The sequence below is a fragment of the Henriciella aquimarina genome (assembly GCF_002088975.1).
In the GTDB taxonomy this organism is placed as follows: Bacteria; Pseudomonadota; Alphaproteobacteria; order Caulobacterales; family Hyphomonadaceae; genus Henriciella; species Henriciella aquimarina.
On the sequence record NZ_NCST01000065.1, the window covers coordinates 46,591 to 69,021 of the forward strand.

Below are 22,431 nucleotides of genomic sequence, written 5' to 3' on the forward strand. Positions count from 1 at the left end.
AAGGCTGAAGCACCGGTCTGGCGGCAGCAGAGGCTGCTAGACCGGCTGCTTTTCCTCGAACTGGATGGCGATATCGACGCCATCCTGGCGCACGAGCCGGGCCGGGGCATCGATGCCCAGTCTGACACAGTGGAAATGAAACCGCGTCGGCACGTGCATTGTCTTGCGGTTACGGATTCGCGCACCGCTGGCCGAGATATCCAGGCAAATCCCTTCGGCGACCACGCCCGGGGGCCAGCTCAAGGAGCAGGGCACCCAAAGGTGCTGGCGCTGGGACCGCGACGCCTTGAGGCTGGCTTCGCCCGCATTCGCCGGGGAAGCGGGCCTTGCGCTCAGGGCTTGCCGCAGTCTTTCCTTGCTGAGGGGCCGGGCTTTTCGCTTGAACATGGCTTGTCGATATCTTCGTTGTGAATTGTAACAACCTCTACACAGTGAAGCCCGTCGCAAGATTTGTGCCGTTCTCGTCTGCGTGGCGTTTATCACTGTAAAAAGGCTTTCACCGCCTGACGTTTAATGAACCCTTACGCTGCGGTATGAATTTGGCCCGGGCAGTTTTCCTGAATTCAAACCCACTTTGAGTATAGCGGGAAACCTGAAAGCTGATCCGGTAACTGTTGTATGTTCAACACAAACGAAGAGGGCAGGCCTTTTTCGGCGCCCAGCCCCGCAAGCCTGACAGGGCGCTTTGCGCGCGGCCGGCGTCTTGTCATGATGTGTTCTGCCGTCGCGACGCTCGTGGCAATGCTGGTCGTGATGGGCGGCATGATGGTGACCGGGCAGTATGGGCTCGATTCCGGAACGCTTGTGGACGCGGCCACCATTCTCATGCTGGGGGCAGCAGCTTTCCTGGCCCTCAAGGACAGGGCGCCCAACTTGCAGGGGCTTCTGATCTGCGTGAGCATTCCCATAAATCTGATGGCGATGCTGCTGATCGACGGGAATGGGGCATGGCTGGCGCTTCTCCTGCTCAGCCTCACGCCCGTCATGTGGGGCCTGTTCGCTCCGCTACCGGCCTGTCTCGCCTATACCGCCAGCCTTGTGGTCTTCTTCAACTTCTATCTGTCGCCTGACCACGGCATGGAGGTTCTTTTCAACGGGGCCGACCAGACGGGGCTGTCGGCGGTTACGCTGAGCGTCATGGCCGTTGCGGGCATGCTGGCGGCCGTCTTGCCTCGGCAGTTGGTAGGCGCGGCCTACCGGGCCCTCAACAAGGCTGTCGTGCAGGAAAACATGCAGCGTGAGCGCCTTGCGCAGTATGCCCAGATGTCTTCCGACTGGCATATGGAGGTCAACGAGAAAGGCATCATTATCGACTTCTTCGGCACCGGGGAGGCCGTGGGCTCATATTGGCGCGATGTTCTCCATGACTGGGAAGCCGAGACCGGCGCGATGGCGTTTACGACGGCGATACAGACGCGCGAAGCGTTTTCCAATGTGCGTGGGACGATGCAATTGGGCGGCGTCGCCCGGAAGGTCGAATGCAGCGGCACACCACTCTTCCGCGAGGATGGCAGTTTTGCCGGCTACCGGTCCATTGCTCATGATATTACAGAACGTGTCGAAGCCGATGCCCAGCTTCAGAGGTTGGCGACAACCGATCGGCTGACGGGGCTCGAAAACCGCCATGCCTTCAATGAGGCGATTGAAACGCTTCAGGCCCGCCCCGGTCATCTGCGGGTAAGCGTGTTCTATGTCGATCTCGACAAGTTCAAGGAGCTGAATGACCGGCACGGCCATGGATGCGGCGACACGGTCCTGACCGAACTCGGTGAGCGGTTTGCGCGCCTCATCGACGAGATCCCCACGCTTCGTGTGTTCAGGCTTGGCGGAGACGAGTTCTGCTGCCTGCTGGAAATATCATGCGGCCCGCTTCAGACCCGGGAACTGGCCGGGAAGATCAAGCGCCTGATCAACGTCCCGATTGAATTCGAGGACAGGGTGATCGACCTCACCGCCTCCATTGGGGCGGCCTGTACCGACATAAAAACCGATCTCGATGCCGCGCTGGAGCAGGCCGATGCGGCGGTCTATGAGGCCAAGTCCTATGGCGGCGGTCACGCCATCGTGCCGGAAGGTGACGTGCGCGAGCGCCTGGAGCGGCGTATCAATATCCAGCGGGATTTCACCGCCGCGATTGCGAATGGCGAGATCCGCCTGCAGTACCAGCCGATCTTTGGCGTCAAATCGCGTGACCTTGTCGGCGTGGAAGCCCTGGCACGCTGGACCCATCCCAAGTTCGGCGCGATCGGCCCATCGGAATTCATCCATATCGCTGAGGCGAGCCGTGATATCATCGCACTTGGCCAGCACATCCTGCGGCAGTCGTGCCTGGAAACGCTGGACTGGATGAATGAGACCAGCACGTCGGTGCGGCTCAATGTGAATGTCTCGCCCAATGAGATGCTCGCTTATGGCTTTGTCGACTCGCTTTTCGACACGCTCGCCGACACGGGGTTTCCTGCCCATCTGCTCGAGGTCGAGATTACCGAACGTGGCGTGCTCCAGAATATCGAGGCTTCGCGGGATGTGATCCGTGAGATCCGCCACCGCGGCGCCACTGTGGCGCTTGACGATTTCGGCACGGGGCACTCATCGCTGAGCCGGCTGGAAAGCCTGCCTGTCGACCGCATCAAGGTTGACCGCTCCTTCTTCGTGCGCGCCCAGCAGAGTGACCGGGCCCGTCAGATCCTAGGTATTCTTGCGGGCATGAGCCGCATCCTCAATGTCGATGTCATCGCTGAAGGCATTGAGAACGAGGAACAGATGCGCTTCGTCGAATTTGCCGGTTTCGCAAAGGTTCAGGGATATCTGCTCGGCCGGCCCGGCCCGCTTAGTGCTCTTCACCCGGCCGGCAAAATCCCGCGGTCCGAGGGCGACAAACTCGCCGGGGTCTGACGGGAACCGGTCGTTCCTATCCGGCATTTCCCTTATTGAGACATATCAAGGACTCCGGCACGCGTCCGCCGGAGTGTTGTCGCAAGCAGCAATCAGGGTGAGTGCAGATCATGACCGGCAAGACAGACGGGGGCATGACCGGGAACCTCCTGGCCCAGCTCGTCTCGGATGGCGGCATTGAGGCTGATGCCGGCGCAGCCGAGCAGTTCGAGACCCATCTCAGTCACGTCCTGCTCGCAGGCGATCAGGCCTACAAGCTCAAGAAGCCAGTCAAGATGCCCTTCGTGGACTTTTCCACGCTCGAACAGCGGCATGCGGCCTGTCAGGCCGAGCTTGAAATCAATCGGCGCATGGGAAGCAAGCTCTATCGCTCGGTAACCCCCATCGTGAAACGGCCCGATGGGCGCCTGCAACTCGATGGCGAAGGGGAAACCGTCGACTGGGTCGTCATCATGAAGCGCTTCGAGACCGCCCAGCGTTTCGACAAGCTCGCCGAAGCAGGCAAGATCGACGATGCGCTTGCCCGCCGCACAGCCGACCGGGTCGCCGACATGCATGCGGGGCTCTCGGAGAATCGGCAGGCCGGGCACACCGCAGACTATCGCGCCATTATCCGGGACTTGCGCCGCACCGAGGCCGAAGGGGCCGCCGCGCTTGGCCTCAGCATCGGGGAGCCTTCGCCCTATGATGCGCTGGATGCGGAACTCTCCCATATCGATCCGCTGCTCGAAGCGCGCCGCAGCCACGGCAAGGTCCGGCGCACGCATGGCGATCTCCACCTGCGCAATCTCTGCCTGTATGAGGGTGAGGTCTCGCCCTTCGATGCGCTCGAATTCGATGACCGCCTTGCGACAACCGATGTACTCTACGATCTCGCTTTCCTGCTGATGGACTTGCGCCAATCCGGGTTGGACCGGCAAGCGAACATCATCATGAACCGCTATTGGGACAGTGCGCGGGAAGAGGAAGAGGCGCTGGCGCTCCTGCCTTTCTTCATGTCGTTGCGCGCCGCCATCCGCATGGCTGTCGCCGTTGAGGCGGGTAATCTCGATGAGGCCGAGGCGTACAGGCAGCTGTCGCATGCGCTTCTCAGGCAGCCCAAACCCGTTCTGGTCGCGATTGGCGGGCTTTCGGGCACGGGCAAGTCGACGGTGGCCGCCAGTCTTGCGCCGAAGCTGCCCGGCCCGGCCGGGGCGCGCTTTCTGCGTACCGACGTGCTGCGCAAGCAGACAAATGGCCGTCCGCCGGAGGAGAGCAAGGCGGACCCTTGTGCTTACCGGATGGAGAAACGGGTCCAGACCTACAAGGCGCTGGCCGCCCATGCGGCCCGGGCGGTGCATGCCGGGGCCAGCGTGATCGCGGACGGGACGTTCCAGGTCAGTGCTGCGCGGGAAGCCATTCTGGGCGTGCCCGGCGCACACCGTCATGCCATCTGGCTGGAGACTCCGCTCGCAACGCGGCTCGCCCGGGTGTCGGGGCGCACAGGCGATGCCTCGGATGCCGATGTCGAAGTGGCGCTCTCGCAGAACGAGCCCGGCGATCTCGATAGCCGCTGGCGCCGCGTCGATGCCAGTGGCAGCGTCGAGGCGACCACCCGCAACATCCTGCAGGAGATCACCGATGAATGCGATGCAGCTCGCGCCTCCCGGCGCCCGGCTCGAAGCGGTTGAGCTGCCCGACCCGGCGCCCGGGCCGGGAGAGGTCTCGATCCGGGTGAGTGCGTGTGGGGTCTGCCGCACGGATCTGCATGTCGTGGACGGGGATCTGCCGCCCCGCCAGTCCCCGATTATTCCCGGTCATGAGATCGTCGGCATTGTCGACAAGCTCGGCGATGGCGTGACCGGTCTTGAGCCCGGCCAGCGCGTCGGGGTGGGCTGGCTGGCTTCGGCTTGCGGGCATTGCCCGTATTGCGACAGGGACCGGGAAAACCTCTGCGATGCGCCGGACTTTACCGGCTATACGGTGAATGGCGGCTTTGCCACGCATGCGATCGCCGATGCGCGCTACACCTATCCATTGCCTGAGGAGGGCCGGGACGAGGATCTGGCGCCGCTGCTATGCGCCGGGCTGATTGGCTGGCGCTCGCTCGTGGCGGCGGGAGATGCACCGGTTCTCGGCCTCTACGGTTTCGGGGCTGCGGCCCACATCATCCTGCAGGTGGCAAAATGGCAGGGCCGGACGGTCTATGCCTTTACGCGCCCGGGCGACACCGCCAGCCAGGAATTCGCCCGCAGCCTGGGAGCGGACTGGGCAGGCGGCTCGGACGAAACGCCGCCGGAGCTCCTCGATGCGGCCATCATCTATGCCCCGGCCGGCGAGCTTGTCCCGCAAGCCCTGCGCGCGGTGCGCAAGGGCGGACGCGTGGTCTGTGCCGGCATTCATATGAGCGACATTCCCGCTTTTCCCTACAGCATTCTCTGGGGCGAACGCTCCATCGTTTCGGTCGCCAACCTCACCCGCAAGGATGCAAGCGACTTCCTGGCGATCGTGCCAAAAGCCCGGCCCGAGCTTCACACCACGGTCTACCCGCTGGAGCAGGCTAATGAGGCGCTGGACGATCTGAGAGCGGGAAGGCTGCAGGGCGCGGCTGTCCTGAAACCGTGAATGCGACATCGCAATGAAAAGCCCCGCGCCGGGAGATTGGCGCGGGGCTTTCCGGTTTGGATATAGAGACCCGTCCGGTCAGGCCGGGTTGGGCTCCGCTCTGCCAAGCGTGTGCGTCTCTGCCGTTTTCAGCGCTTCGATGCGGGTCTCGAAGGATTTCAACGCATCCGATTCAGACGTGCTGAACTTGTCGAGCAACTGGGCGACATGGTCGTTCATGCCACTCAGATAGACCGTCTTGCCAGCGTCGTGGGCGTCCTCAAGGATAGTCTCGATAGCTGTTACCGCCGAGACATCCAGGAAGGGCACGCGCGAGAAGTCCAGGATCAGCACGTCGGCGCTGTGACCGGTACGCTGGCGGACATGGTGGCCGAGATCGGCCGCCGCCCCGAAGCTCAGCGGACCGCCAAAGTCGAACATCATGACCTTGCCGCCTGCGCGCTTGAGAATGCTGACTTCCTCCTCGCTGGAATGACGCGGCACGGTCTTGTTGACCGAGGCGATCTGGTCGTCGGCCAGCTTCTTCACGAAGCCGAGCGCGGCCAGAACCACACCGACGACAACCGCGGTAATGAGATCCACGAAGACCGTCAGCAGCAGCACCAGCGCCATGAGCGCAAGGTCCCAGCGCGGGCCCTTGTGGGCACGCTTGATGTAGGAGAAGTCGATCGTGTCGATGCCGACCTTGACCAGGATGCCCGCCAGCACGGCATGCGGGATTTGCGAGGCGAGCGGGCCGAGACTTATCACGACAGCGAGCAGGACCATCGCATGGGTCATCCCCGAAATGCGCGTGCGCCCGCCGGAGCGTATATTGATCACCGTCCGCATGGTGGCGCCGGCCCCCGGAATGGCGCCGAAGAAGCCGGCGACCGAGTTGCCGATGCCCTGGCCGATCAGCTCCTTGTTCGACTGGTGGCGCGTGCGGGTCATGTTGTCGGCCACCAGCGAGGTCAGCAAGCTGTCGATCGAGCCGAGCACGGCCAGGATGAAGGCGGCTTCAAGCACGATCAGGGCCGAGCCGACGTCGACGCTGGGAACAACGAAGTTCGGGAAGCCGGTCGGGATGTCACCGAGCACCGGAGCGCCCGGAAGGAAGACGCTGATCAGCGTGCCGACGATGAGGGCAGCCAGCGGGCCCGGGATCCAGGCGGCCAGCCGCTTCGGCCAGGTGAAAACCATGACGAGCGAAACAAGGGCAATGCCGACGGCGATCCAGTTCGGGTTCATCACCGCGTCCGGAACAGCGGTGAAAGCCGGGATCGTGCCGCCGCCATCGGGCTCATGGCCGAACAGGCGAGAGAGCTGAAGGGCGATGATGATCACGCCGATACCGCTCATGAAGCCTGAGATCACCGGATAGGGGACGAGCTTCACATATTGGCCGAAGCGGAAGACCCCGAGCAGGATCTGCATGATGCCGGCCAGAATAACGGCGGCGAAGACGAGAGACGGGTTGCCGCCGAGAGCGGCATAGAGGCCGGCGAAGACGACGACCATGGGGCCGGTCGGGCCGGATACCTGCGAGCCGGTGCCGCCGAAAAGCGAGGCAAACAGGCCAACAAAGATGGCGCCCCACAGGCCGGCAATCGGACCGGCGCCAGAGGCTTCACCGAAGGCAAGCGCCAGCGGCAGGGCGACGATGCCGGCCGTGAGGCCGCCAAACATATCGCCCTTGAGGTTGGACATGTCGAAGTAGCCGCCGAGGCCCGGCGGCTTTTCTGTTGTGTTCACGATGAAATTCCTTCTGGTTCAGCTCAGGCGACGCAGTCACCGGCGCCGGCCAGGGCGGCGATCTCGGTGGCGTAGCGGGAATCGACATGGATGAATTCCTGACGCGCCTCGTCATAGGCGTCGACGCCGCCGGTCTTGATGTCATAAACCCAGCCATGAAGGTCGACGTCCCCGCGGGCGATGCGGCGCGCAACGCTTGGATGGGTGCGCAGGTGCTGCAGCTGCAGGAGGACGTTCTGTTCGATGAGGAGCTTCATGCGCTCCTCGGCCGTACCGTCAGGCGCCAGCTCGTCGACAATGTCGACGGCTGCTTGCGAATAGCCAAGCCACTTGGCCACGTGCGGCAGCGTTTCCAGGCCTTCCGGGTTCATCGCCCCCTTCATCGCCCCGCATCCGCTATGGCCGCAGACCACGATGTGCGGGACCTGCAGGACGGCCACAGCATATTCAATGGAGGCCGTCATGGCCCCGGTCTGCTCGGTGTGCGGCGGGACGATGTTGCCGGCATTGCGGCAGATGAACAGCTCGCCGGGTTCGGTCTGGGTGATCATCGCCAGTTCGATGCGGGAGTCCGAGCAGGTGATGAACAGCGCTTCGGGCGACTGGCCCTGGCTCAGCTTTTCGAAAAGGTCCTGTTTTTCGGGATAGATGGTGTCCTGGAATTTCAGCACCCCGGCGGCAAATTTTGGCATTGATCGCTCCTGTCAGCCTCTCATGATTTTTTGAAAGGCGTGCCCGGCCGTGAGGGGGTAGAAGAGGGGGCAGCCGGGCCAGACGCCGTCGCCAGGCCTTGGGCGCCAGCGAGAGTGAGAGGTTAGGAGATCAAGCGTGCAGTAAAGTTCTGGGAGGTAGCTGCAAATTTGGTCTCCTGGCGACGTCTGTTGCCTTTCGTGCCTTGAAATTAAAGATCATCCTATATAGGCGCCAATCGAAATATATTGGTTTTGCAATAGCATTTCGCTATCAGAAGTGATGCTTTCCAGAAGGAGCGCCCACGGGATTGTGCGCGGCTGGTGAAAAAGCATCGCCCTACCGCTGACAGGAGCTTGCCCGTTCATGCGCCCAACCCTTCGCCAGTTGCAGTATATTGTGGCCGTCTCGGAAACGGGGCGCTTCCACGAGGCCGCGCGGTTGATGAATGTCAGCCAGCCCAGCCTCTCGGCGCAGATTTCCGAAGCCGAGGCGCATCTCGGTGTCCGCCTGATCGAGCGTGACCGCAGAGGGGCTTACATGACCCCGCTCGGTGACGAGGTGGTGCGCCGCGCGCGGCGTATCCTGACCGAGCTTGAGGACATCAAGACGGTCGTGCGCCGCTCGGCTGGGACGCTGGTCGGCCGTTTCCGGCTCGGCACCTTGCCGACACTCGGGCCTTACCTCCTGCCCAGCGCGGCCAAGGAGCTGCACTTGCGGTTCCCGGAACTCCGCCTGAGCGTGCGGGAGGAGGGCTCGCAGGCGCTCGATGAGAAGCTGAAGGATGGCCGTCTCGACATGTTGATCTCGACGGCTGAAGACCACCCCGACACCGCCTCGATGGCGCTGTTCGATGAGCAGCTCTATGTCTGCGCGGCCAATGAGCATGAATTATCGGCCAGGAGCGGGCCGGTCGGCTTCGAAGAATTGCAGGGCCGTGAGATTCTGACCCTTGGCAATGGGTTTAGGCTATCAGTCATTGTGCAGGAGCTTGCCCGGCTGGCCGGCGCCCATATCAGCACCGAGTATGAGGGCACTTCGCTGGATGCAATCCGGCAGATGGCGGTGATGGGGGCCGGGGTCGCGATCCTGCCCAGCCTTTACGCCCTGGTCGAAGCGCGCCGTGATCCGTCACAGGTTGTCCGGCCGGTCAAGTTCAGTGAAGCCAAACGGGAGATCAGCCTCGTCTGGCGCCGGGACTCCCCGCTTGCCGCCAGCATGGAGACGATCGGTCTCGTCCTGCGCGAGGTCGCCAGCGAGATCCTGGCCACGGGCGAGCGCCTGCATACGCGAGATTGAAGGCACGGCCACCAAGCCGTGAACATAGCTCTCCGCACATAATTGTCCTGAAATCTGACATTTCCGCGTGTCGAAAGGCGATGCCGGCTTGTCTGCAAGGCCGGGACACAAGAGGGCGCTTGGTGTGTTCGTTTCCTCCCGTTTTCCAGCGCAGGCCGCTTTAATCTGTCTTTTGCGTTTCATAGGAAATGCGCGAGTGAGGATATCAGGTATACAAAAAATTTATTGTGCGGCGCACAAATGATAATTCTCCCAACGGGCGAACAGTTCTCGCGCAGTGGCAAGGCTACTCCGGGCTTGCATGCCCCGTGAGCATGCAATGCTGCACGCAGAATGTGCATATTCTGCAGTAGGATTAAGAGGCTTTAATGTTCTTGGGCCGTGACAGGATCAAGGGCTCAGGTTCGCGAGCGGCAGCTGGACAGATTGTGCTGCAGCGCAAAAATGCTCGCGTTTTGATTGAGCCTCGACCCGGCAATCGTTAAAAAGTTCATAATCTCTCTGTTGCTTTTTGTGAGAAAACGTGGGAGCGATTGACCTGCTCGCCCTTCCGAGGGACCGGCATGGCGGGAAATTTGGGGATGCATGCTCTTGGCATGAAACATGCTGAAGAGATGCTCATAAGAAACTATACGCCGGGTGGCGTCTACTAAAGGTGGAGCACAGGGGACAAACGCAGCAGGACCAGACCTCGGGGTGAGGCGTCCAGCGAAAAAAGCGAACAAACAGATTTACAGGATCACTTCGTGACCGGTGTCGGTGCGCGTGGTGTGGTCACGGGACACGTGTGCCCCGTGACCTGAACCGGCGGAAATCCGCCTTTCCATACCCCACGAAAGTGGGACCTGCCTTGTCAATGGTGGCACGGCAGAACACCCCGGCTATGGCTAGCACCCACGCCGGGAATCAAGAGGGTACCACAATGAAGCGTACACTTACAGCTATCGCGGCCGTCGCCGCTCTCTGCGGCACGGCTTCGGCTGACTCCGAAAGCCTGGTTATCAACCTGGCTGGCGAAGTTGACAGCAACTGCGAACTCATCCCGGAAGGCTCGACCTCCTACAATGTCGACATGCTGGACACCGGTGACCAAGGCTTCCTGGCCATCGCCTACTCCTGCAACTCGCCGTACACGGTTACGCTGCAGTCGGCCAATGGCGGCATGGAGCACGTCGAAAGCGGTGGCGCGGTGAACATCGACTATGATGTCGACACCCGTTTCTGGATCTTCCCGACCGGTAGCTACAACTCCCAAACCGACCTGTCCGGTGCTGGCGCTGTGATCGTCACCGACAATGACTGGGAAAACATCCTGACCAATGGTGGTTCGCGTAACGGTAACCTCGACCTCTCGTTCGACTCGCTCGCCGAGTACGCTGTCGCTGGTACGTACGAAGATACGCTGACCATCACGCTGGCTGCCAACTACTAAGCCAGACTCCTTCAAGTCAGGCGGTGTCCGGCCAGACCGGACACCGCCTGGCCTCATTCTTGCAATCGTAGGTGTGTCCAATCGGGCATAAATTTACCTTAAGATTTGTTTGGGGAGGAAGAAATGTTTATCCGATCACTGTTCATCCTGGCCTTTTGCTTGACGGCTTCGGTTTCGTCGCGGGCCTGGGCCTATGAGTTTTCCCCGATTATCGCGCAATTTTCGCCAACGGGATCCGGGGCGGCGAAAACCTTCGTCGTCAAGAACACCCACGAAGAGCCGATCGCGCTGCAGATTGAAGTGTATCGCCGCTCGGCCGATGAAATGGGCAATGAGACGCGCGAACCGGAATTCGACGACTTCATTGTGACGCCGCCGCAACTGGTGCTGGCGCCCGGTCAGAGCCAGTCGATTCGTGCCCAGTGGATCGGCGATCCCAATCCGGATACCGAGCTTGCCTACCGTCTTGTCGTCGAACAGTTGCCTATCCCCTACAAAAGCGAGGGAGAGGCCAATGGTGTGGCCGTCGATGTGAAACTTGGCTTTCGCTACGAGGCCGCCCTCTACGTCGTGCCCGCCCAAGGCGGCGAACCTGAGGCCAGGATCGATCATGGCGAGATTGTCAAGTCAGACGACGGGGACACTTTCTTGCGCCTGACGGTGAAGAATGAAGGCAAACGCCGGGCAATCCTACAGCATCCTGTCGTGACGGTGCAGGCTGGTGGCGAGATCCTTGAACTCTCTGGTGAGGCCATTGAGCCGCTTAACAATCGCAACATCATCGCCGGTACGCAGGCTGTGGTCGATGTGCCTGTCGCAGAAACGCTGGCTCCGGGGCCGGTCTCGGCGTCGCTGAAGACCGACTATTTCCGCAATTGATGGGCGTGGTGAGTCGTGAGCCAGTCGACCTCATACACGGCGAACCGCCTGGCGGCTCCTCTTTGTCGCCGGAAGGACAGGGGGCCCGAGCGTAGCTGCCTTAGGACGCTGCTGCTTTGTGCAGGATCCGCAGTGGCCTTCCAGTTCACAGGCCTTTCCGCGCATGCTGAGACGTCTGGAGGCAAATCTGGGAAGCCCTCCGCGCCGCAGCTGTCGAAGGATGCATCTGCCGACGATATCTTCGGCGCCCTGTTCGGTACCAAGCCGCAAAAGGCTGCAAAGCTACCTTATCCAGTCATCATATCGGGCTTGAATCAGGGCGATATCATCATGTCGCCTAGCACGACACCCGGTGAGACGGTTGTGGATCGCAAGGCGCTTGTCGATCTTTTGCTGCCCTTTCTGGTCGATGAGAAGCAGCTTGAGCTTCTGGAGGCCTTTTCCAGCCGTGAGCAGGTATCGACCGCTGACCTTAATGCTTTCGGATTGATCGCGGAGTTCGACCACAGCAACCTGCTCCTCAACATTGATGTGCCGATCGAGATGCGATCGGTTATTCCGGTTGCGGTACAGCCGAGCCTGCAAGTTCGAAATCTCGACACGGTGGAGCAAGCCCGCACCAGCGGCATCCTCAATGTTGCTGCAGGGACTCAGTATATCCACGCGAGTGAGTATGCGCCAACCGGTTTCGCGGCGACGCAGGTTAATATTGATGCAGCCATGAACGTACGCGGCTTGGTTCTCGAAACAGGCGTTCGTTATAGCGACACGACAGATAGCGGCGTTGTTCTCAACGATACCCGGCTGACCAAAGACCTTGTCGACAGACGGATCCGCCTGCAGGCGGGCGACCTGAGGGCTCCGACCTCCGGCTTGCAGGGAAACCCGCAACTTCTTGGCGTTGCAGGTTTCCGTAATTTCGGACTGCAGCCATACCAGGAATATCGCACGAATCCGTCACAGCAATTCGAGCTGCAACGGTCCGCGCGTGTGTTGGTCTATATCAATGGGCAGTTCATTCGCGAGTTCAGGCTGCAGGCGGGTCGCTACAATCTCACGGATCTGCCGCTTCAGAGCGCGGCTGGCAACGATGTGGTGCTGGAGATTCAGTATGATAGCGGTGATACCGACCGCGTCGTCTTTTCGGCGTTTTACGATTTCAGCTTGCTGAAGAAGGGGACGACCGATTTTGCCTTGAGCGTGGGGCCGACATCGACTCTCGAAGATGGCCAACGTGAATATGACATGGAAAACCCGGCGCTGAGCGGGTTTTACAGCCGAGGCTGGAGCGACCGGCTGACGTCAGGTGTCAACTTTCAGGCTGATACTGATCTCGTCAATGTCGGTGCAGAAGCCTACTATTCGACTGGACTGGGTACGTTCGGCTTGCTGAGCAGTTACAGTGATCACGATGAGGGCCACGGTGGCGCCCTGACGGGCCTCTATCGCTGGAACGATGCCAATCTGTCGCGACAGACGCGTTTCGATCTTCAGCTTCGTTATCAGGATGAGGATTTCGCCGCCCTGGGTGGCGCAAGCGCATTATACAAATATGATATCGCCGCACGGGCCTCGCGGGTCATGTCTGCTACCACGCGCCTTCAGCTCGCCTCCCGGTTCAGCCAGCGCCACGATTCCAGTGACTTCGACCAATCTCACTCGCTGAACTTTACCTGGAGGACGCAGTACGGAACGCTCGGTACGGCCGTCCGCTATGAAGACTCTCCGGGGCGCACTGGCTGGTCGGGCGGGATCTCTTTCAATGTGCGGATCGGCAATGGCTATGCCCAAGTCTACCATGACACCCGGACGCCATCGACCAGGGCCAGCTATTCCTCGAGACAGGACCGTAGTGTGGGAAGCTTGGGCTGGGATACGACGTATACCCATCAAACCGACTCTGACGAATTGCGAGCCGGCGCGACCTATATCGGCAACCGCTTCGAAGCGCGCGCCGAACAACGTCTGGGGGCTGCGACGGCGGAAGAGGATTTCGGCTCCGAAAACATTACCGAACTCGCCTTCGGCTCGGCCTTGGTCTTTGCTGACGGTGCGACAGCGATTTCCCGTCCCGTCTATGATAGCTTCGCCATCTTCAAGAAGAACAGTGCGGTGCAGGGCTTCGATATCGCTGTCGACCCGCAAGGCTCTGTCCTTGATACACAGCCATCCTATGCCGCCTATTCCTCAGGGCTCGGCGCCGCCGTCGTGCCGGACCTCAATTCCTATTATGTCCGTACGATCGAGGTCGATGCCCCCGATGCGCCGGCCGGCACATCACTAGGCGGGCAGGCCATGACCTTCCTGCCAGGGTATCGCTCTGGCTACATCGTGAAGCTCGGGGATGACCGCAATGTTGCCGTCATGTCGCTGCTCGTCGATGAAAATGGAGAGCCCGTCGCCTTTGCGGCCGGCTACGCCATCACCAGCGATGGCGAACGTCACCAGATGTTCACCAATCGTGGCGGGCGTTTCTATATCGACGGCCTGAAGCATGGCGAAAAAGTACGTCTGGAATTTGACTCGCCAAAGGGGGCGACAGCCGTCTTCACTGTGCCTGAGGGGGATATCGGTGTCATTCGCATGCCGGACCCCGTGGAAATCCAGACGGAAAAGGAGAGCGCACCGTACCAGGTCACAGTGCGCGTGATGGGGGCCGATGGAGCCTAGTGTAATGTATATACGAAACTGTCTCGCCATTGTGGCTGTCTTGGTGTCTGCGCCATGCCTTGCGCAGGCCGACATTCCATTGACGCCGGTCAATGCCGCGCCGCTTGAAAAGGACGTGGTTGACCCTTGCCGCCTGCAATTGGCGCCATCGCCTGTCATACGCTATCGCGGTGCGCTCAGTCGTGGCTATGACAGTGATAGCAGCCGGGTGCATGCTGAAGTTGCCGCAATCGAGGTGGAGCATAGTGGCGAAAGCTGTAGCTATACCGTGCGGGTCGAGCCCGACGGCGGGCCGGGCACCGCTTCCCTCTTCTCCGGACCAAACGCGCTCGCCTTCAATATCAGCGAGACAGGCCGTCCGGACGGGCCGGGTGACAATGTCGTCGAGGTGACCGGAATGATTCCCAGGGGGCACCCGCAAAAGCAGGCCCGTTTCCAGGTCGTTATCCCGCCCCGCCAGACAGCTCCGGCCGGCCAGTATGTCGGACGGATAGCCGTCTCGCTTTACAAGGATAATGGCGGCGCGCGGGAATTTGTCGCTCAGCAATCGGTCGAAGTTGCCGTCGATGTGCCGCCCAAGGTTGCCGCGTCCTTCGGCACCGACCCGCATGCGGGCGTGAAATCGATGGCGCTCGACTTCGGAACCTTGCTGCAGGGCCAGGAGAAATCTCTGGATCTCTCGGTCGATGCGAACACGCTCTATTCAGTCGATCTCGTGTCGGAAAATGCCGGGGAGCTGCGCCATGAGTTCACGTCGGCGGGCATCCCGTATGAGGTGCGTATGGATGGTCAACTCGTCCAGGCCGACGGTGTCCCCGGCGACGCCAGGATCCTCGAAGGGGTTTCAGGCGGTCAGCACAGCATGGCCTTCATGGTGACGGGCAATACGTTCACGGCCCTGGCCGGCAAGTATTCCGATCGGCTTACCCTCGTCATTACCGCTGACTAGGACGCAGGCCACGCTCACGCCACAAGACATGAAACGGGCCGCCTCGGAGAGACGGCCCGTCCATCGTTTGCTTTTCAGGGCTGCCAGTGCAGGCCCGATGAGCTTAGTTGTCGATATCCACCGGCCCGGCTGGACTGCCTGTCCCGCCAACGTCACCGGGGGCTTCTGACGGTACGGCGAAGCCGCGGTCGCGCATCAGGGCGTCGGTGTCCGGGGCGTGGCCGCGGAAGGTCTTGTAGGCCTCCGATGGGGGGATCGTGTTGCCGACGGAAAGGATCCATTTCTGGAATTTCGCGGCGGTTTCCTTGTCGTAGGGGCCGCCAGCTTCCTCGAAGGCTTCCCAGGCATCCGCGCTGAAGGTGTCGGCCCAGAGATAGGCGTAATAGCCGGCCGCATAGCCTTCGCCGGAGAAGATGTGCGCGAATTGCGGCATGCGGTGGCGCATCGGCAGCTCGTCCGGCATGCCGAGGTCTTCCAGCGTTTCGCGTTCGAACGTGTCGGCATCGAAGTCTGAGAAGTCCGTCATCGTGTGCAGCTTCATGTCGACCAAGGCGCTGGCGAGATACTCGGTCGTATCGAAGCCCTGGCGCGCATTGGCGGCGCGTTCGATCTTGTCGACCAGGTCCTGCGGGATCGGTTCGCCTGTCTCGACGTGGAGGGCAAACTGCTGGAGCACTTCCGGCGTCGGCAGCCAGTTCTCGTGCACCTGGCTCGGAAACTCGACATAGTCACGCGGCACCGCCGTACCCGAAAGCGACGGATAGGTCACGTTGGAGTTCAGCCCGTGCAGGGCGTGGCCGAATTCGTGGAAGAGGGTGGTCGCATCATCCCAGGAGATCAGGATCGGCTCGCCCGCCGCACCTTCGACGAAGTTCGAATTGTTGGAGACAATCGGCGTGGTGTAGCCATTGATATTGTCCTGCGTGCGATAGGCGTTCATCCAGGCGCCCGACCGCTTGCCGGCGCGGGCATAGGGGTCGAAATACCACAGGCCGACATGCTCGCCCTCGCGGGTCACTTCCCAGACGCGAACATCTTCATGGAAGACGGGCACATTGTCGACAGGCGTGAACTCGAAGCCGTATAGCTCGCCTGCCATCCAGAACATGCCTTCGCGCAGGTTCTCCAGCTGGAGGTATTGTTTCACTTCTTCGGAGTCGAAGTCGTATTCGGCCTGGCGGACTTTTTCGGCATAGTAGCGATAGTCCCACGGCGCGATGGTGATGTCGGCGCCTTCCGCGTCGGCGATCTCCTGCATGGCGGCGACTTCGTCGGCGACCTTGGCCTTGGCCGCCGGCCATACCTTCATCATCAGTTCCATCGCCGCATCCGGAGAGCCGGCCACGGCCTTCTCGATCGACCAGGCGGCGTAATTGTCATAGCCGAGCAGGTCCGAGCGTTCCGCACGCAGCTTCATGATGTCGGCGATGACCTGATTATTGTCGTATTCGCCGCCATTGTCGCCGCGATTGTAATAGGTCCTCCAGACCTTCTCGCGCAGGGCGCGATCCTCGGAATAAGTCAGGAACGGGTCCATGGAGGAGCGGGTATTGAGGATGGCATAGTCGCCGCCTTCATTGTCGCGCGCTTCCGCAGCCGACATCGTGGCATTGACGACCGATTGCGGCAGGCCGGTGAGGTCATCCTCGGTCAGCCAGGTGACATAGGCCTCTTCGTCATGCAGCAGGTTATTGGAGAAGGTCGTGTAGAGCGTGGCGAGTTCCTGGTTTATCTCGGCCACACGCGCTTTGTCGGCCTCATCCAGGCCGGCGCCGGCGCGCTGGAAATCGGTATGGTAGTCCCAGACCAGACGCTGCTGTTCCGGCGTCAGCGTGTCATAATCCTCGCCATTGTAGATCGCGTCGATGCGGGCGAAGAGGTCCGCATTCTGGTAGAGGGAATCCTGAAAGGCGGCGAGCTTCGGGGCCACTTTGCGCTGAACGGCCTGAACTTCCGGGCCGTTCAGGCTCGAGGCCCAGATGCCGTAGATCGTTGCGACGCGCATGATCTTTCCGGCGCCCTCTTCGAGGGGGAGGATGGTGTTTTCGAAGGTTGGCGCTGCGGCTTGCGAGGTCGTCTCGTCAATTCCGGCCTGCGCCTCCTCGATGGCGGCCTCCAGCGCCGGCTCGAACATCGAGACCTCGACCTTGTCGAAAGGCGGCACGCCGCCATAAGGGCCATCCCATTCGGCGAGGAGAATGCGCCAGTCTTCGTCCTGGGCGGGCTGTGTCATGTCCGGCTCGTCAGCAGTTTGCGTTTCCGTCGCCTGGGAGCTGCTCGTTTGGCCGCTCTGGAGATTCGAGGTCATTGTGTCGGTCGTGCACGCCCCGAGGGCCGTCAGTGTCAGCGCCGAAGCGCCAGCGAGCAGAATAGATTTCATGGTATATGTCTCCCGGTTTCCTGTTGCGGCGCAGGTTAAGAGACCCGCGCGGCGGAAATCATTTCATTGGCAATTACCTTGACGCATAGCACCCGATCCGGGCCTTCGTCCAATGCCGCATCGTCGCAAGGGGAGCAGTCTAGATCAGCTTGCGGCGCACATGGGCGGCCAGCTGGTCGAGCAGGAGTACGGTCACGAAGATGACCAGCAGGATCGTGCCGACGCGGTCATACTGGAACATGTCGAACCGTCCCTTGAGCTCCTGGCCGATGCCGCCAGCGCCGACAAGGCCAATGACGGTCGCCATGCGGACATTACGGTCGAGGATATAAAGTGTCAGCGCGGCATAACTCGGCAGCACCTGCGGCAGGACGGCGAGCCGCAGGATCGTGAAGTCCCCGGCGCCCAGCGCCCGCAGCGCTTCCTGCGGGCGCCTGTCGGCGGCCTCGATATCCTCGGCATAGAATTTGGCGAGGAAGCCCGCGCTATGCAGCGCCAGGGCGAGGATGCCGGCGATCGGGCCGAAACCGAAAGCGAGCACCAGGAACAGCGCGCTGATCAGCTCCGGGATGGCCCGCAGGAAGGAGACCCCGGCCCGCGCGCCGATATAGGTCAGCCGGTGGGGGGAGTAGTTCCGTGCGCTCAGCCAGGCGAGCGGCAGGCTGACGATCACCGCGAAGAGGCTCGCCCAGACCGCAATTTCGATGGTTTCGATGATCTTGGTGATGACGAGTAAGAGGTAACCGCCCGGTTCGACAAGGAAGGTCTTCTCGATGGTTTTGGTCGTCATTTGGAGTGTGTCAGGGTCAAGCGCGCTTTCTTCGACCGAAACGGTTTCGAGGTGCGAGAAGGGCGGCAGGGCGTCTGCGTCGAAATCGGCAATGCGGTCGACAGGCGTGCGTTCGGAGACGGCGAGGGGGAACATGCTTTCCAACACGCCCTCCTCATTGCTTGTGCCTTGGGGCGCGTCCTGCAGGCCGATGGCGACAAGCGCGAAGCCGGCGATCCTGCCGACCATGTCGTCGATCTGCATGCGGTGGCCGGAATAGGCGAGAAGCAGGAACGCCAGTATGCCCAGAAAGAGGGCCCGCGCACTAAAGACCGGCTTGAGGTGCCAGGTGGCCGCCTCGCCCGTCATGGCCGTGGAGCTGGAGGTGGGCGCAGTCATCTCAGGGGCTCACCACGTCAAAGGGACGGCTGGTTGAGGTTTGGTCAAACAGGCCGGCCAGCGCGCGGGGCGTGAGGTCGGCCCCTTCGCCGTCAAAAACGAGCTTGCCGGCGCGCAGGCCGATGATGCGGTCGGCGAAGTCGCAGGCAAGATCGATCTGGTGCAGGCTGCACAGCACGGTCGCGCCATACTCCCGGGCGGTTTCCCGCAGCAGGGTCATGACACTGCGGGCGGTGGCCGGATCGAGGCTGGCCACCGGTTCGTCGGCCAGGATGAGGTCGGGGTCGTTCATTAGCGCACGAGCAATGCCGACCCGTTGTCTTTGGCCGCCCGAAAGCTCACGCACGCGGCGATTGGCCTGATCTTCGGTCAGGCCGACCCGCGCGAGGAGGCGGCATGCCTTGCGCTGGAGGGGCGCCGGATAGGCCTGGAAGAGCGTGCGCAGCCAGCCCATGGAGGGCGCCATGGCTGACAGCACGTTCTGCGCGGCGGTCAGCCGGTCGGACAGGCTGCCATCCTGGTGCACCATGCCGATACATTGCCGGGCTTGGCGTCCGGATGCGGCAATCGATCTGCCCTGAACCCGGATCTCACCCGCACTCAAACCGACGAGGCCCACAGCGGCCCGTAGCAGGGTGGACTTGCCGGAGCCGGAGGGGCCGAGCAGGACGGTGAACTGGCCGGGTTTCAGGTCGAAGCTGACATTGTCGAGCGCCGGCGGGCCATCGCCATAGGTCTTGGTGGCGTTCAGGAAGCCGAGTGCAGCCTTACCTGTATGGTTGGCGGCTGGCGGCTTTTTCAGGTGTTCTGTCTTCGTCTGCATGACCGGATGCCTCATCGGCGTTTCGTCTCAATCGGTTTGCATGCCGGCTTTCTGGAGCAGGGCCGCCCTGAAATCGTCGTCTATGAAGGCGATAGCGTCTGCGGCCCTGTCGAGACTGCTGCCATCTATGCCGGCGATGTACCGGTCGACCCGCTTGCCGCCATATCCGCGGATCGCCTCGGGGTTGATCCCCGGCGCCTCGTGGACGCTGGCAATGGCCTCGCGCAGCGTGGCTTTCAGTTCGGGAGAAAGGCCCGGATGCATGGCAAGCGGCGGGTTGGGAATGGGCTCGGACTTGGCCAAGACGCGGAAGCCGGCCGGATCGAGACTGCCCTGATTGACGGCGCGCTCGAAGGAAACAAAGGAGGCGCCTGCCGCATCGACCTGCCCGCTGCGCAGGGCCATCAGGCTACTGGCATGGCTGCCTGTCAGGCGGATCGCGCCGAGATCGGCGAGCGGATCCAGGCCGGCGGCGGAGATCATGGCGAGGGGGTAGGCGAAGCTGCTGGCCGAATGGGGGGAGCCGAGCGCGATATCGTGTCCGGCGAGGTCCGCCACGGTCTCAATGTCCGAGCCGGCGGCGACGAACAAGCCGGCATAATAGGTGGTTGAGCCGTCGCGCGCTTCCATGGCCAGAAGCTCCGCGCAGCCACGCTCGCGCGCTTCTAGATAGGACATCGGGCCGAACCAGGCGACCTCGGCAAGTCCGGCGCACATCGCCTTGATGACGGCCGCATAGCTCTGGCCTGTATGCACCTCGAAATGCAGTCCGGTGGATTGGCTCATGGCATCGAAAAGCGGCTTGAAATCAGCCTTCGTGCCGTCTTCCGTGCCGCCATCCGCCGGGATCAGGAGGACGCGCAGCGGCTTCTCGGCCGAGCCGTCGCGCTGGGCGGCTGCCATCTGGAAAAATGGCAGGATCAGGCAGGCCATAAAGGCCAGGATGGAGAAGCGCATGACGGTCCCCGGTCTTGCTGTCTTGTTTGCGTACGGCAGGTTTTCCGCAGTGCAGCAAGGCATACAGACGACCTGTGACACCGATATTACACGCTCAAATTTCCCTTGATTATTTATGAGAATTACTCAATCAGGTTTCGAAGTCCCTGAGCTTTCATGCAAGGTTGAAATGACGTCACGCAAAGGCAGCAAGGCCGACCAGCCCATCGTCGACAATGTGATGACCCGTATCCGGGTGCGTCAGGCCAATCTCGGCCCGAGTACGCGCTCGATTGCCGACTTTATCCTCGCCAATCCGCGACAGGTGGTCGGGATGTCGGTGACTGAGCTGGCCGAAGCCACCGGGGCCAGCGATGGCAGTGTCATAAATTTGTGCCGCCAGCTTGGCCTGTCCGGCTTCCAGCAGCTCAAATTGAGCCTGGCTCAAGAGGTCGTCCAGCCGGTCCAGTTCATTCATGAAGATCTCCAGCAGGGCGATGACACGCCCACGGTCTGCCGCAAGATGTTTCATGCCGGCGTGCAGGCCTTGCGAGACACACTGTCCGTGCTCGACCCGGAGGCGATTGCGCAGGCTGTCGATATCATCCATGCCGCCGACCGTGTCGAGATCTATGGCATCGGTTCATCTGCGCCAATCGCCGAAGATGCGCAGTATCGCATGCTCCGCATTGGTCTTGATGCACGCGTTGTTGTCGACAGCCACATCCAGGCGATCAGTGCCTCGCGCACCGGGCCGAATGTCGCCGTGCTGACCATCTCTCACTCCGGGGCGACGCACGAAACGCTCGCCGCTACCCGCCTGGCCCGGGAGGCCGGCGCAAAGACGATTGTGGTCACGAACTTCGCAAGCTCTCCACTTCAGGCCTATGCGGATGTGAAGCTCTTCACCATGGCGCGCGAGACGAAATTCCGCACCGAGGCCATGACCAGCCGGATTGCCCAGCTCTGCGTTCTGGACGCACTGATCGCCGCGCTCGCCCTGCGGGATTATGAGGGCTCTGTCGAGGCCCTGCAGCAAACCTTCGATGTGTTGTCTATCAAGCGCTTTTGAGCTGTTGCCTCAGCGTATGAAAGAAGACGCCAGGCGGCGAGTCGACCAGGCGTGTCTGCATGCCGAGGGCCTCTGCGCCCTGGATGTCGGTCTGGGGATTGTCGCCAATCATCAGCACCTGGGCAGGCGGTAGGTCGAGTGCCGCGCAGCCTTTGCTGAAAAGGCGCGGGGAGGGTTTACCGACAACTTCCACGACGCCGCGCGGAATCTCCACGCAGGCTTTGATGGCCGACAGGAGTGCGCCTGTCTCCGGCATAAGCCGGCCGTCCGTACCCGGATGGGTTGTGTCCGGATTGGCGACGACGAGACGGGCGCCATTGCTGACGGCATTCACCGCCCGCTCAAGGCGCCGATAGGAAAAACGCGTATCGCGCAGCAGCACGACAAGCTCGGCCTCTTCCTGGGCCAGCTCGACTCCCAGTTTGCGGGCAATGGCGCGCATGCGCGGATCGCCCAGGATGAGCGTCCGGCTGGCCCGGATTTCTGCCGCGCGGAGAAGGGCCTCGGTGCCAGCCAGCACAATCTGGTCCGGACGCATTGCGATGCCTTCGCCTTTGAGCATGTCGCGAAACTCTTCGACGGTATTGGTCGAATTGTTCGACACGATGGCGCACCGCGGCGCCTGCTCGCGGAGGAAGTCGGCTGCTTCCGGCACAAGCCGGTTGCCGATTGCGCAGCAACCGTCCCAGTCGAGAAGAAAGCCTTGTGCGTCCTGTGTGGAAGGGGGAGAGGAGTGAGCGAAATGTGCTCCTGTCTTTTTCAGCATGGAAAGCCCTGTACCCGGAAATCTATAATTTGAATTTTCTTCACTCTAATTTTCTCGATGAGTAAATATCATTCACATAAGTTTTGCGTAAACTTCACGTCGCCGTCGCTTTGAGCCTCTAGACGCCACCCTGC

17 protein-coding genes are annotated in these 22,431 nt (G+C 61.6%); 9 read left to right on the forward strand and 8 right to left on the reverse strand.

Going from position 1 to position 22,431, the window contains the following annotated elements; all coding sequences use genetic code 11:
- Positions 1 to 36: 36 nt before the first annotated feature.
- Entirely contained in the window at positions 37 to 387 is a 351-nt protein-coding gene (locus B8784_RS22060) for a PilZ domain-containing protein (protein ID WP_084397932.1), read from the reverse strand.
- A gap of 321 nt (positions 388 to 708) precedes the next feature.
- Between B8784_RS22060 and B8784_RS10600 the strand changes: the two genes are divergently transcribed.
- From B8784_RS10600 to B8784_RS10610, 3 genes are all read left to right on the forward strand, one after another.
- Entirely contained in the window at positions 709 to 2,895 is a 2,187-nt protein-coding gene (locus B8784_RS10600) for a putative bifunctional diguanylate cyclase/phosphodiesterase (protein ID WP_158085653.1), read from the forward strand.
- A 110-nt stretch (positions 2,896 to 3,005) separates the two neighbouring features.
- Complete coding sequence (locus B8784_RS10605; protein ID WP_084397934.1) at positions 3,006 to 4,565, forward strand: bifunctional aminoglycoside phosphotransferase/ATP-binding protein; 1,560 nt, start codon at positions 3,006 to 3,008, stop codon at positions 4,563 to 4,565.
- A complete protein-coding gene (locus B8784_RS10610; RefSeq protein WP_084397935.1) occupies positions 4,516 to 5,499 on the forward strand; it encodes a zinc-dependent alcohol dehydrogenase family protein in 984 nt (327 codons plus the stop codon). The genes B8784_RS10605 and B8784_RS10610 overlap by 50 nt, the downstream gene beginning before the upstream one ends.
- Positions 5,500 to 5,577: 78 nt before the next feature.
- On the opposite strand, the gene B8784_RS10615 is transcribed toward B8784_RS10610, so the two are convergent.
- On the reverse strand, positions 5,578 to 7,188 hold the full coding sequence (locus tag B8784_RS10615) for a SulP family inorganic anion transporter (protein WP_084397974.1): 1,611 nt from the start codon (positions 7,186 to 7,188) through the stop codon (positions 5,578 to 5,580).
- Positions 7,189 to 7,256: 68 nt separating this feature from the next.
- Positions 7,257 to 7,925 carry a carbonic anhydrase gene (locus B8784_RS10620; RefSeq protein WP_084397936.1) on the reverse strand — a complete coding sequence of 223 codons (669 nt, stop codon included), beginning with the start codon at positions 7,923 to 7,925 and terminating at the stop codon, positions 7,257 to 7,259.
- A 364-nt stretch (positions 7,926 to 8,289) separates the two neighbouring features.
- Between B8784_RS10620 and B8784_RS10625 the strand changes: the two genes are divergently transcribed.
- The 5 genes from B8784_RS10625 (at position 8,290) to B8784_RS10645 (ending at position 15,152) form a co-directional block, all read left to right on the forward strand.
- Positions 8,290 to 9,222: a hydrogen peroxide-inducible genes activator gene (locus tag B8784_RS10625; RefSeq protein WP_084397937.1), complete on the forward strand. Its 933-nt coding sequence runs from the start codon at positions 8,290 to 8,292 to the stop codon at positions 9,220 to 9,222.
- Between the two features lie 922 nt (positions 9,223 to 10,144).
- Entirely contained in the window at positions 10,145 to 10,654 is a 510-nt protein-coding gene (locus tag B8784_RS10630; RefSeq protein WP_084397938.1) for a hypothetical protein, read from the forward strand.
- Positions 10,655 to 10,777: 123 nt separating this feature from the next.
- Complete coding sequence (locus tag B8784_RS10635; protein WP_084397939.1) at positions 10,778 to 11,533, forward strand: fimbrial biogenesis chaperone; 756 nt, start codon at positions 10,778 to 10,780, stop codon at positions 11,531 to 11,533.
- A gap of 132 nt (positions 11,534 to 11,665) precedes the next feature.
- A complete protein-coding gene (locus B8784_RS10640; protein ID WP_084397940.1) occupies positions 11,666 to 14,203 on the forward strand; it encodes a fimbria/pilus outer membrane usher protein in 2,538 nt (845 codons plus the stop codon).
- 4 nt (positions 14,204 to 14,207) lie between these two features.
- Positions 14,208 to 15,152, forward strand: a complete 945-nt coding sequence (locus B8784_RS10645; protein ID WP_143435423.1) for a hypothetical protein — start codon at positions 14,208 to 14,210, stop codon at positions 15,150 to 15,152.
- Between the two features lie 103 nt (positions 15,153 to 15,255).
- Here the strand turns inward: B8784_RS10645 and B8784_RS10650 are convergent, their stop codons facing one another.
- From B8784_RS10650 to B8784_RS10665, 4 genes are all read right to left on the reverse strand, one after another.
- Positions 15,256 to 17,532, reverse strand: coding sequence for a M3 family metallopeptidase (locus B8784_RS10650; RefSeq protein ID WP_084397942.1), 2,277 nt, complete (start codon positions 17,530 to 17,532; stop codon positions 15,256 to 15,258).
- Positions 17,533 to 17,671: 139 nt separating this feature from the next.
- Positions 17,672 to 18,700 carry a phosphonate ABC transporter, permease protein PhnE gene (gene phnE / locus B8784_RS10655; RefSeq protein ID WP_233356064.1) on the reverse strand — a complete coding sequence of 343 codons (1,029 nt, stop codon included), beginning with the start codon at positions 18,698 to 18,700 and terminating at the stop codon, positions 17,672 to 17,674.
- A gap of 1 nt (position 18,701) precedes the next feature.
- Positions 18,702 to 19,523 (reverse strand): phosphonate ABC transporter ATP-binding protein, encoded by an 822-nt coding sequence (locus B8784_RS10660; RefSeq protein WP_084397943.1) that lies wholly within the window; start codon positions 19,521 to 19,523, stop codon positions 18,702 to 18,704.
- A gap of 27 nt (positions 19,524 to 19,550) precedes the next feature.
- Positions 19,551 to 20,480, reverse strand: a complete 930-nt coding sequence (locus tag B8784_RS10665) for a phosphate/phosphite/phosphonate ABC transporter substrate-binding protein (RefSeq protein ID WP_084397944.1) — start codon at positions 20,478 to 20,480, stop codon at positions 19,551 to 19,553.
- A 169-nt stretch (positions 20,481 to 20,649) separates the two neighbouring features.
- Between B8784_RS10665 and B8784_RS10670 the strand changes: the two genes are divergently transcribed.
- The gene (locus B8784_RS10670; protein WP_084397945.1) at positions 20,650 to 21,531 is read left to right on the forward strand and encodes a MurR/RpiR family transcriptional regulator; all 882 of its coding nucleotides are present in this window, start codon (positions 20,650 to 20,652) and stop codon (positions 21,529 to 21,531) included.
- Here B8784_RS10670 and B8784_RS10675 read toward each other — a convergent pair.
- The gene (locus tag B8784_RS10675; protein ID WP_084397946.1) at positions 21,518 to 22,297 is read right to left on the reverse strand and encodes an HAD-IIA family hydrolase; all 780 of its coding nucleotides are present in this window, start codon (positions 22,295 to 22,297) and stop codon (positions 21,518 to 21,520) included. The two genes, B8784_RS10670 and B8784_RS10675, sit on opposite strands and share 14 nt — an antisense overlap.
- Positions 22,298 to 22,431 lie beyond the last annotated feature (134 nt).